This window comes from Ruegeria sp. BH6, assembly GCF_056538105.1.
This window is the reverse complement of record NZ_JBQFSR010000001.1, coordinates 563774-575273: the sequence shown is the minus strand read 5'-3', so window position 1 is coordinate 575273 and position 11500 is coordinate 563774. Positions and strand designations below refer to the sequence as shown.

8 protein-coding genes are annotated in these 11500 nt (G+C 59.6%); 1 reads left to right on the top strand and 7 read right to left on the bottom strand.

Annotated elements, in window-relative coordinates; all coding sequences use genetic code 11:
• The first annotated feature begins 61 nt into the window (after window positions 1-61).
• Window positions 62-964 carry a DMT family transporter gene (locus ACR0B8_RS02900; protein ID WP_226688594.1) on the top strand — a complete coding sequence of 301 codons (903 nt, stop codon included), beginning with the start codon at window positions 62-64 and terminating at the stop codon, window positions 962-964.
• Here ACR0B8_RS02900 and glmM read toward each other — a convergent pair.
• From glmM to glyS, 7 genes are all read right to left on the bottom strand, one after another.
• Window positions 961-2304, bottom strand: a complete 1344-nt coding sequence (glmM, locus tag ACR0B8_RS02895; RefSeq protein WP_170348337.1) for a phosphoglucosamine mutase — start codon at window positions 2302-2304, stop codon at window positions 961-963. The genes ACR0B8_RS02900 and glmM overlap by 4 nt on opposite strands.
• A 34-nt stretch (window positions 2305-2338) precedes the next feature.
• Entirely contained in the window at window positions 2339-3337 is a 999-nt protein-coding gene (gene folP / locus ACR0B8_RS02890; RefSeq protein WP_170504971.1) for a dihydropteroate synthase, read from the bottom strand.
• Window positions 3334-4254, bottom strand: a complete 921-nt coding sequence (locus tag ACR0B8_RS02885) for a dihydroneopterin aldolase (RefSeq protein ID WP_170357874.1) — start codon at window positions 4252-4254, stop codon at window positions 3334-3336. Before ACR0B8_RS02885 ends, folP begins: the two co-directional genes overlap by 4 nt.
• A 102-nt stretch (window positions 4255-4356) precedes the next feature.
• Window positions 4357-5730, bottom strand: coding sequence for a multicopper oxidase family protein (locus tag ACR0B8_RS02880; RefSeq protein WP_480657782.1), 1374 nt, complete (start codon window positions 5728-5730; stop codon window positions 4357-4359).
• Window positions 5731-5803: 73 nt separating this feature from the next.
• Complete coding sequence (locus ACR0B8_RS02875; RefSeq protein WP_480657784.1) at window positions 5804-6445, bottom strand: cell wall hydrolase; 642 nt, start codon at window positions 6443-6445, stop codon at window positions 5804-5806.
• Between the two features lie 186 nt (window positions 6446-6631).
• Window positions 6632-9193, bottom strand: a complete 2562-nt coding sequence (locus ACR0B8_RS02870; RefSeq protein ID WP_170348332.1) for a putative PEP-binding protein — start codon at window positions 9191-9193, stop codon at window positions 6632-6634.
• Window positions 9194-9236: 43 nt separating this feature from the next.
• On the bottom strand, window positions 9237-11498 hold the full coding sequence (gene glyS / locus ACR0B8_RS02865; protein WP_226688598.1) for a glycine--tRNA ligase subunit beta: 2262 nt from the start codon (window positions 11496-11498) through the stop codon (window positions 9237-9239).
• Window positions 11499-11500: the final 2 nt, after the last annotated feature.

Below are 11500 nucleotides of genomic sequence, written 5' to 3'. Positions count from 1 at the left end.
GAAGGGGCGGCCAATCGGCCGCCCTTTTTCGTCACAACCGCTTTTGATCCCAAGGCGCAACATGGTTGATCAACCCACATCCCGCGATTGGAGCGGCGTGATCGCTTTAGGCCTCATATGGGGCGGCACGTTCATGGTCGTCGCAATGGCGCTTGAGGGATACGGGCCAGTGACAGTCGCTACGGCGCGCACGACGCTGGGTGCCGTGACATTACTTGGGATGATGGCGTTGACCGGTCGCAAGCTGCCGACGGGCGATCTGAACTTGTGGGGGTTCATCGCCATTATCGGTCTGCTGTCTACCGCCCTGCCCTTCATGTTGCTCAGTTGGGGGCAACAATATGTGGCCTCGGCCTTTGCCGGGCTGTCGATGGCGGCAATTCCGCTGATGGTTCTGCCATTGGCCCATTTCTTTTCAGACGAGCCGCTGAACGCCCGCAGGTTCCTTGGAGTCTCACTGGGATTTTGCGGTGCTTTGGTGTTGATCGGGCCGGGTTTGGCGCAGATCGGACAAGGGGCTGAGCCGTTGGCGCAGCTGGCCTGCATCGGCGCGGCTTTGTGTTACTCCTGTGCGTCTATCTTCACACGGCGTTGCCCACCGATTGATCCTGTGGTGCTGGCGGCGCTGTCCTTGGTGGTGGGCGCCGTTCTTTTGTTACCCATCATGCTGGTGACCGAAGGCCTTCCACGTTGGGAAGGAACGCGCCCCGGTCTAGCCATTGTAGCGCTGGGGCTGGTGCCGACCGCCTTTGCCACCTTGCTGCGCGTATCGATCATTCGCAGCGCCGGGTCCGTCTTTCTGACGCTGGTCAATTATCAGGTGCCAATCTGGTCGATGGTTTTCGGCGCCTGGATCTTGTCCGAGGCCCTGCCCCTGCGCTTTTACATCGCGCTGACCATGATTCTGACCGGGCTGGCCATCAGCCAATGGTTTAGCCTGCGCAAGATGCTGATCGGGCGTTAACCGGCGACCGCCTCGACCTCGGCCACGATACCGTCGACGACTTGTGTCAACAGGGCATCATCCTCGCATTCTGCCATCACGCGGATCAGGGGTTCCGTCCCCGACTTGCGGATCAGCAGCCGGCCTTGCCCGTTCAGGCGCGCCTCGGCATCCGCAATGGCCGCTTTCACGGCGCTGGTTTCCAGTGGGGTTTGCCCCTCGCCGTAACGCACGTTTTTAAGCAGTTGTGGGACGGTTTCGAATTGCACCGACAGCTCGGACGCCTTGCGACCTGAATGCACCATCTCGGCCAGGAAATGCAGACCGGCCATCAGGCCGTCACCGGTGGTGGCATAATCGCTCATGACGATGTGGCCTGACTGCTCACCGCCCAAGTTGAACCCGCCTTCGCGCATCCTTTCGACGACATAGCGGTCACCAACGGCTGTTCGTTCCAGACGCAGCCCTTGCGCGGCAAGGTGCCGTTCCAACCCAAGATTCGACATGACCGTCGCAACCAGCGCGCCACCTTCAAGACGATCCGCCTTGGCCCAACAGGTCGCCAGCAACGCCATTAGCTGATCTCCGTCAGCCACCTGCCCGTTTTCGTCAACCATCACCACGCGGTCGGCGTCACCGTCCAGACAGATACCCACATCCGCGCCGTGCGCGACAACCGTTTCGGCCGCCAGCTGAGGTTTGGTCGAGCCGCAATTCAGGTTGATATTCTTACCGTTTGGCGCGATTCCGACCGGAATGACATCTGCCCCAAGCTCCCACAAAACCTCGGGCGCCGTGCGGTGGGCCGCGCCGTTGGCGCAATCGACCACTACTTTCAGCCCGTCCAGACGCAGATCGCGGGACAGCGAGGATTTTACCCGCTCACCATATCGGAACCGCGCATCATCCACCCGCCGGGCACGGCCAATGTTCTGTGCTTGCGCCGGTTTGACACCCTCTTCGATCAGACGTTCAATCTCCAGCTCAGCCTGATCGGACAGCTTGTACCCGTCGGGGCCAAAGAACTTGATACCGTTATCCTCAGCCGGGTTGTGACTGGCCGAAATCATCACCCCCAGATCCGCGCGCATCGAGCGGGTCATCAACCCTACCGCCGGTGTCGGTACAGGACCCAACAGCAGCACGTTCATCCCTGTCGAGGTCAACCCAGCAGTCAGCGCGTTTTCCAGCATATACCCGGACAAGCGCGTATCCTTGCCGATCACCACCCGGTGCGCACCGGATCGATCGCGACGGAAATACCGCCCCACGGCAGCCCCAATGCGCAGGGCCATTTCGGCCGTAATCGGATGAGTATTGGCGGTGCCCCGCACCCCATCGGTTCCGAACAGCTTGCGCATTGTCTAACTCCGTAGTTACTCGTCTAGGACGGGATTACCGGACGGCGGCCCACAGACGCAAGGCCTGAGCGGTTTGAGCCACGTCATGAACACGCACGATCTGCATGCCTTGCGACAATCCGGCCAGTGCTACAGCGATTGATCCCGGCGCGCGGGCATCCTTGCGCGGCTCTTGCCCGATTTGCCCGATAAAGCCCTTGCGCGAGACGCCCAGCAGAACCGGGCATCCCAAGCCATGGAAAAGGCTAAGATTTTTCAACAATGTCAAATTATGCGTCTGGGTTTTACCGAACCCGATACCCGGATCGACCAATATCTGATCGCGGCTCAGCCCAATCTGCTCCAGCTTTTCAACCTGACCTTCAAGGAAATCATAAACGTCCAGCGACACGTCATCATACTGCGGATCGTCCTGCATCACAGTTGGATCGCCCTGCATATGCATCACACAGACAGGCGCGTTAACCTCGGCGCAGAACGGCGCGAGCTGCGGATCAAAGGTAAAGCCCGATACGTCATTGATCAGCCCCGCACCCGTCGTCCACGCAGCCCGCGCCACGCTGGCCTTGCGGGTATCGATGGAAATCAGGGCGCTCGTCTTGGCGCGAATGGCTTCGATCAGGGGTTGCGTCCGGGCGATTTCCTCATCCTCTGGCACATAGGTAGCCCCCGGTCGGGTCGATTCACCGCCGATATCCAGAATACTGGCACCATGCTCCACCATCCGCTCAGCAGCGGACACTGCCGTTTCAACCGAGTTGTGCACCCCGCCGTCCGAGAAGCTATCGGGCGTGGCGTTGAGAATTCCCATGATCTGTGGGCGATCAATCGCCACACCAGCAATCTCTGCGCGTGGGCGCGTCAGACGGTTCAGTGCATCGGCTGGAATATCCCGCGCCGTGACAATCGTCGGCGCATCCGTGCGGGACAGCCGTTCTGCATGTGTGAACCACAATTCCTGCCCGGCAAGAGAAACCGCCCCGTCCGGGCGTGCAGCCCCGTGCTGCACCAGCGGTCGAAAATACGCAGTCACAGTTGCGCCTGATCCACTGGAATAGCGCGCAGAGGCGTCTTTGGAGCGTTCGGCAAGGCACCGCCGATCACCATCATTTCGCTGGCTTCAAAAGTGGCCGCAAACCAGGCCGCCAGGGCAACAGCGTCCGAAGGCGCCGCCGAAGGGCCATCAACCGCATCCAGCACAATCTTTGATGGGGCCCAGACACAAATCTGCCCATTCTTCATTGCCCAATCCAATTCCGTCCGCGTCGACACCACCACACAGCGATGATCCCGTGCGGCCAGAACCCAGGCGTTTTGCTCGATAGCCAGCAGATCAATCCGGCGTTGGGTCATCGCGTGACCAGTCTGTGGCAGCGTCAGTTCCGATGCGCCAACACACAGGATCAGCGGGCGCTGACGGTTCTCCAACTGATCAATCCATCCCGTCAGGTTGGCGGATGAAATGGCCTCGTTCGACAGGAATACCAACCGCGGATGGGGGCGTTCTTCTTCGACCACATCGTGATGGAGCGTGTCCTTTCCGCGCACGATTTCGACACCCAGCGCGCCCGGTCCACGGTCAAGTTTTTCGATGCGAACAAAAGCTCTTACAGCCTGAGGTTCAAGCAAAATGCGCTCTGCCACGCGATCCGCCAACGTCTCAAGCAGGTTCAGACGTTCAGCGGCCAGCTCATGGGCAATCGCCTCGGTCACTCGGTCGTATGACAGAATGCGATCAACATCATCGTCAATCGGATCGGTCAGCGGCCGAACCTCTACAACAATGTTGAAGCAGATACGCTGTGTGGTGCCACGTTCGGCCTGAAAGGCACCGATCTCAACTTCAACGGTATGATCCCTGAGCGAGATGCGATCCAGCGGGCCGCGCGTCGCGGTCGCTTCTGACCGTTCAGACGGGTGCGCAAAGGCAAGGCGGATTTCAGAGCTCATTCGGCGAACCTTTTCGGGCTTGGTAAACTAGTCTACCAAATTTATAGGATGCGCGCGGATATAGCATCGCAACAAACGCCATTCTAGTCGTTGATTGCGGCGTCAGGTTACGCGAAACCAGCTCATCATCCCGGATGCGGCGTGCCCCAGCATATGGCAATGCAGCAACCAGTCGCCCGGATTGTCGGCCACTAGGACAATTTCACGGGTTTGTCCGCGCTCCACCAGCACCGTATCGCGCCATGGGCCAAGGCTGCCGTCGGGCAGGATTAGCCGAAAATGGTGCCCATGTAGGTGCATAGCATGCGGAAAAGCGGTTTCGTTGACGAACTCGATCCGGTGGGTACTACCGCGCTGCGCATCCAGAAAAGGGTCCAACGGGCGTTCAGCATACCCGTTCAAAGCCCAGAAGCGGCCCAGTTGCGCCAATTCGCGGCCAGAAAGCTGCGTGTCGCCAAGCTGCGCGGATTCCAGCCACCGCATCGCACCCCCCTGCAACGTCATCCGATGAACCGGGGCGCCGTCCAACACCACCTGTGCCAATGGATTCGCGGGCAAGGGCACAACGCCTGACCGGGCAGTCGTTGCCGAAGTACCGGAAACCGGGAACCGCACCAGACCAAAGCCCCCGTCCCGCTCGCGACTGATCAGCCCGGCGACGGTGTCAGATTCCGCTGTTACGTCCACAATCAAGTCCGCGCGTTGAGCCGGGGCGAGTGGAAAACCGTCCTCAACCTCTAACAGGCTTTCAAGCGGCATTCCGTCCAGCGCAACGATCCATCCTGCCACCCCATCCAGAGCCAGATCGTAGATTCGCGCGTTAGAGGCATTGATCAGCCGCAGGCGCAAACGCTCGTGGCGGCGCGCGGGAAAAACAGGATCAAACTGGCCGTTGACCGAGATCAAGTTCCCCAACCGCCCGGCATGGCTTTGATCATGACCGTTGTCGAAATCCTCAACGATATGTCCGGTGTCTGGGTCCAGTCGCCAATCGTCCAGCATCAGTGTCAGGTCTTGGTCGACATCTGGCCCTGTAGCCTCTTCAACGATCAGCGGGCCGTATAAGCCGCGCGCCACCTGCTCGACCGAGCGGTTATGCGCGTGATACCAATAGGTTCCCGCGTCCGGGACGACAAAGTCATAATCGAACCCCTCGCCTGGTGCGATCACATCTTGCGTCAGGCCCGGCACACCGTCCATCGCGTTGTCGATCCGGATGCCATGCCAATGCACGGTTGTTGGCTGAGGCAGCTCATTCACCAACCTGCGCTGAACCCGCGCGCCCTGAGGCAAACGGATTTCAGCACCAGGTACACCACCGCCATAGGACCAGACAGGCGTTTGGGGAAAACCATTCGGGGCGATCTGCTGCATCGCGGTCTGTGCGATCAGATCAGAGCTTGATGCGCGGGCCGAGTGTGGCAGTACCGCCAGTGCGGCTGCTGATTGCAGAAATTGTCTGCGTGTAAACGTCATTGCGGACCTCCTGGCCCGCAACATAGGTTATAAAACGCCCCGCGCCAGCAAGGTTCCAGCGCGGGTGCGTCAATCAGTTGCTCGCTGTTCGATAATTATGCCTGTAGAAAATATGAACTCCGATCCGCGCGGTTTCTTTATACACGCGCGACCAGGACGGACGAACCGCCGTGGTGTGATAGTGCGTGGCACCTTCGGTCAGTTCTTTGGTGACGCCGTCGATGGCCGCACGCGCAACTTTAGCTACGCGCTCATACGCCTTCTTTTCGCGGATCACTTCCTTTTGGCCGTCACAGGTGTAAGTGAACTGGCACTGGTATTTCTTACCGGTTCCCTGCTTGATCACGCCGCACAGCGAGTCCGGGAACCGGCCACTGTCCACGCGATTCAGGATAACCTCGGCCACGGCAAACTGTCCGCGCACGCTTTCACCACGTGCTTCAAAGTACAGCGCCTCAGCTAGACATTTAAAATCTTCGTCCCCGGTGGCCTTGGGCTGTTGGTCCAGCCAATCCTTCGAATACGACATTTTTTGAGGCTCAAGCTCTTTTCGGGGCTTGAACAGAGTCAGATAGTCGCGAAAATTCTGCCCGGGCACTTCGGTCCGGGTGACAAGTTCGCGTTCGGCAGTATCGGTGGCTTTCTTTTCAGCGAAAGACACACTTGGCAGCATGGTTGCCGCCAACGTGGCAGCAGCCAGTATGTATCGTAGCATCAGATAACCTCGCACAGGCACATATCGCGCCGTACCCTCCCCCGGCGGGCGCGACGAGGCATTTAGCGCAGTCCGGCGCAGACGTCCAGATCAGAAGAAAACGCAAGTGGAAAATCGCCCGTGGCGAAAATTAATTCTGCCACAAGGTTGCTTGAAAACCACTAATCCTAGGGCAATCAGCCCGTGTCAACCCCCAAGTCTGGACGAAATCGCCAGCTGAGCGGAAGCCAGCCGAGCGACAGGCACCCGGAACGGAGAGCATGACACATAGTCAAACCCCAGATCGCGGCAGATGGCGATTGATTCGGGGTTTCCGCCATGCTCACCGCATACAGAAAGGGTAACATCCGGCTGGGCCTCACGTCCACGTTCCGCGCCGAGTTTCAGCAATTCTCCGACCCCGTCGGGGTCAAGCACATGGAACGGGTCCTCGACAAAAACGCCCTGACGAACATAGTCAGACATGAACCGGCCGGCATCGTCGCGGGACAGGCCATAGGTCATTTGTGTCAGGTCGTTGGTACCAAAACTCAAGAACGCGGTCTGAGGTGCAATTTCATCCGCTCGCAGACAAGCCCGAGGCGTTTCTACCATGACACCCAGGCGGTATTCGAACTCTTGCCCTTGTTCGGTTGCAACCGAGGCCGCGACCGTATCTATGCGGGATTTGACCAGCTCAACTTCGCGCTTGGCCGAAACCAACGGGATCATCACCTCGGGCACGACGGGGGCGCCGTCCTTGCTGGCCTCAAGCGTCGCTTCAAAGATAGCGCGGGCCTGCATGTCGTAGATTTCGGGCACTGTCACCCCCAAACGCACACCGCGCAGACCCAGCATCGGGTTGTATTCAGTCATCGCCGCAACACGCCGTTCGACATCCGACACAGGCAAATCCAGCGCCTCGGCCAGCTCGCGCTGTCCACTGCGCGTGGTCGGCAAAAATTCGTGCAAAGGCGGGTCGAACAGGCGGATACAGACGGGCTGACCTTCCATGATACGGAACAGCTGAACGAAATCCTCGCGCTGCATGGGCAGCAGACGCTCCAGAACCGCCGCGCGACCCGATGAAGTTTGCGCAAAGATCATCTCGCGCATCACGATCAGACGACCGGGATCAAAGAACATATGCTCGGTCCGACACAGGCCGATCCCCTGCGCCAAAAAGTTCCGTGCAGTCTGTGCGTCGGCCGGTGTATCCGCGTTGGCGCGGATGGCGATGTCGCGTTCATCATCCGCCCAGCCCATAAGCGTTTGAAAACAATCGTCCAAAGCCGCCTCAAGCATCGCGGGCTGTCCGGCCAGAACCTGCCCCGAGGACCCGTCGATTGTTAAAACGTCGCCCGTCTTGAACACCCGCCCATCAGGGGCAGACAGCAGCCGTTTCTTGGTCTGAAACCGCATCTCGGACGCGCCGACGATGCAGGGCAAACCCAACCCGCGGCCAATCACGGCGGCGTGGCTCGTCATACCGCCCTTTTCGGTCAGTACGGCAACCGCCGCATGCATCCCGCGCACATCTTCGGGCGAGGTTTCGCGGCGCACCAGAATACACGGCTCACCCCGCGCAGCGCTGGCCTGAGCCTCGGCGGCGGTGAACACGATTTTGCCGGTCGCAGCCCCCGGGCTGGCTGCAATACCGGTGGTCAGAACATCCCGCTCTGCTTCGGGGTGAACCTGCCGGTGCAGCATCTCATTCAGGGAATGCGGATCGACCCGCATCACCGCTTCTTGCGGCGGAATGATGCCATCTTCGGCCAATCGAACCGCGATCCGCATCGCCGCCCGTGCGCTACGCTGTACGCGGACGCCGTCCAGAATATGCACATGACCATTCTCGATAACGAACTCGACCTGCATTTCCTCGCGCAGCTTGGCGCGCATAAAGGCTGCGTGGGCCTTGAGTTCGGCAAATGCCTTTGGGGCGACCTCTTCCAGTGATTTCCCGCGCGGGTCCTTTTCCAGATACAGCGCTGCCACATCCGCACCCAGCGCATCGCGGCCTTGGCTTTGACTGAGATAACGACCGGTGATTTGCGGCAACCCAGTCGCAGGATCAATCAGTTGCAACACACCCGAGCCGCACTCGCCCTGCCCCACGCCGGGGATCATTTCCTGAATGACCAGGCCCAACCCGGCATCCGCCGGCGCCCCCTTGGCCTGTCGCAGCAACCGGGCCGAGGTTCCATCCCACGCCCGCGCCATCGATCGTAGGACGGCAATCAGCTGCTCGCCCCGGTCTTGGGGGAATGCCTCGTCCGTTTCATCCTCATAAGCGCGCAAGGATTGGCTCAGCCCTTCGCTGCCATCCGCGCTGATATCGTCGAAAACATCCGCGTCCAAACGGGCCACATGAATTGCGTAGCTTTGAACAAAGCGCAGGTACAGCGCGGCGGCGGCCTCGGCGCCCATTGAATCCGACAGGTCTACGTAGCGCGCGTCGTTCATACCGATATTCAAGATCGCACCGGGGCCACCCCAATCGGGGTCTTCGGAACTAGGCCGGACGCACAGCAGCGCCGTCTGTTCAAACTGCTCCAGAACTGCGGCGATATCCGGTACCTGCCCTTCGGCAATCCGATGTACCGCGTCAAAGGACAGCGCCACCGTTCGCGGCACTGGAAGGTCTAAACGGACTAGACGTTGCAGACATTTCGCTCGCCCGCCGTGTGTATTGGCGGCCACGGGCGCTTCGGTCGTTATCAGAGTGGTATGCGGATTATTCTGCACTGCAGCACCTTTTGGTTTCACCGCAGCATAAGCCCTTGCACCAATGGCGCAAGGGCGTTCTGGATTAACCTTCGATCTTGCTGAGGTCCGCCACGCTGGAACAAACCTGACGGATTTGGCTCAGCAGGTTCAGACGGTTGCGGCGCAGAATGTCGTTGTCCGTATTCACCTGAACCTCGTCAAAAAACGCATCGACCGGACCGCGCAGCGCCGCCATTGTCGTCATCGCCTTGGGGAAATCTTCGGCCTTGAGCGCCGGTTCGATCTTGCCCTGCGCCTGATCCAAAGCGGCAAACAGAGCCTTTTCGCTGTCCGTCTCCGCGAATTTCACATCCGCGCCATAAGAGTATTCGACGCCATCCTTCTCCTCGGCCTGCGTCAGAATGTTGTTGGCGCGTTTGAATCCTTGGACAAGGTTCTCGCCATCCTCGGTCGCAATCACCGCATTCAGCGCACGGGCGCGTTTGACCAGCAGGTTCAGGTCATCATTGCCGTCCATCGCGATACAGGCGTCGATGATGTCGTGACGGATACCCTCGTCGCGCAGGAAGACTTTGAGGCGGTCGTGGAAGAAGGAGAGGATGGACGACGACGCGTTGCTAATCTTCTTCGAAATTCCTTGAAGGATGGAACCATCACTCACATCCGGTTCAAATGGATTATCAGCGCTTTCAGGAATTTGCCCAATCACTGATTTGAACGCCGCCTGAAATACCCCGTACTTAGCGATCTCCTGAAGCGTACTTTCAAGTGTGAATAGGTCTTGTTCATCGCCGGATACCCGAAGACCCTCAAGTTCATATGACAGCAATTGGCGGTCTACGACACCGTTAATCGGCAAACGCAGATCATTCTCCAAGACCAACCGAATAACCCCCAACGCCGCACGGCGCAGGGCAAACGGATCTTTCGACCCGGTCGGCTTCTCATCAATCGCCCAGAACCCGGTCAGCGTGTCCAGCTTGTCGGCCAGTGCCACGGCCACCGACAACGGCGCGGTCGGCACGTCATCTGACGGACCAAGCGGTGAGTAATGCTCTTGCGCAACGGCGGCCACGGTGGCGTCTTCGCCTGCGGCTTCAATATAATACCGCCCCATAAGCCCCTGAAGTTCGGGGAATTCATAAACCATTTCCGAGTTCAGATCAGCCTTGGCCAGACGCGCGGCTTTCTCGGCCTGATCCGCATCCGCGCCCGTCACCGGGGACAGTTCGCGAGCCAATGCCGCGATGCGGTCGATCCGCTCGGCCTGTGTACCCAGCTTGTTGTGGAAGGTCACATTCTCCAGCGCGCGGGTCCATTGGGCGATGTCCGATTTGGCGACGCGCAGGTCGTTTTCCCAGAAGAACTTGGCATCCGCCAGACGCGCCGACAGCACCTTTTGGTTCCCCGCCAGAATGGTCGCGCCATTGTCGGCGGTTTCGCGGTTGGCGACGGTAATGAACCGCTCGATCCGGCCCGTTTTCGGATTGCGAACCGAGAAGAATTTCTGGTGTTCCTTCATAGAGGTCTGCAGCACCTCGGGCGGCAGGTCGAGGAATTCCTGATTAATCTTGCCCATCAGCACCACGGGCCATTCGACCAGACCAGCGACCTCGGCCAGCAGGCCCTTGTCATCGACCACTTCCAGACCGGCGGCAAAGGCCATGTTCTGGGCGTCGTTCCTGATATGTTCAGCGCGGTCAGAGGGGTTCAGCACCACAAAGGCGCGTTTCAGTTTGGCAGCGTAGTCATCGAACGACGTGACCGCGAAGCGATCTGGCGCCATAAAGCGGTGACCCGCAGTGGTGTCGCCCGCTTTGATCCCTTCGACCTCAAGCGGCACGACTTGCGCGCCAGCCTCATCGGACAGAATGCACAAGATTGAGTGCAACGGGCGCACCCAGCGCAGCGAACCGCCGCCCCAGCGCATAGACTTGGGCCAGGGAAAGTTTCGAATGGTGGTTTCAAGCACCTCGGCCACAATCTCGGCCGCGGGGCGTCCGGCTTTTTCGATAGTCGCGAAATAGACCGCGCCTTTGGGTGTATCGCGTTCTTCCAACTGATCGCGGGTCAGGCCCGCACCGCGCAGGAAGCCTTCGATGGCTTTGTCCGGTGCGCCGACTTTCGGCCCTTTGCGCTCTTCGCGGATCGTTGGGCTCTCAGTCAGAAGACCTTCGATCGCCAGCGTCAGGCGACGCGGCGTGGTCAGGGCGGCAGCCCCGGCATAGGTCAGACCGGCCTCAACCAAACCGTCGGTCATCCGTTTTTTCAGGTCCTCACCGGCGCGGGTCTGCATGCGGGCGGGGATTTCCTCGGAAAACAGTTCGATCAGCAGGTCGGGCATTT

Excerpts from the sequence above, each read along its gene's own strand:
- ACR0B8_RS02900 (WP_226688594.1), top strand. The coding sequence starts at position 62 with ATGGTTGATCAACCCACATCCCGCGATTGGAGCGGCGTGATCGCTTTA.
- glmM (WP_170348337.1), bottom strand. The coding sequence starts at position 2,304 with ATGCGCAAGCTGTTCGGAACCGATGGGGTGCGGGGCACCGCCAATACT.
- ACR0B8_RS02885 (WP_170357874.1), bottom strand. The coding sequence starts at position 4,254 with ATGAGCTCTGAAATCCGCCTTGCCTTTGCGCACCCGTCTGAACGGTCA.
- ACR0B8_RS02880 (WP_480657782.1), bottom strand. The coding sequence starts at position 5,730 with ATGACGTTTACACGCAGACAATTTCTGCAATCAGCAGCCGCACTGGCG.
- ACR0B8_RS02875 (WP_480657784.1), bottom strand. The coding sequence starts at position 6,445 with ATGCTACGATACATACTGGCTGCTGCCACGTTGGCGGCAACCATGCTG.
- glyS (WP_226688598.1), bottom strand. The coding sequence starts at position 11,498 with ATGCCCGACCTGCTGATCGAACTGTTTTCCGAGGAAATCCCCGCCCGC.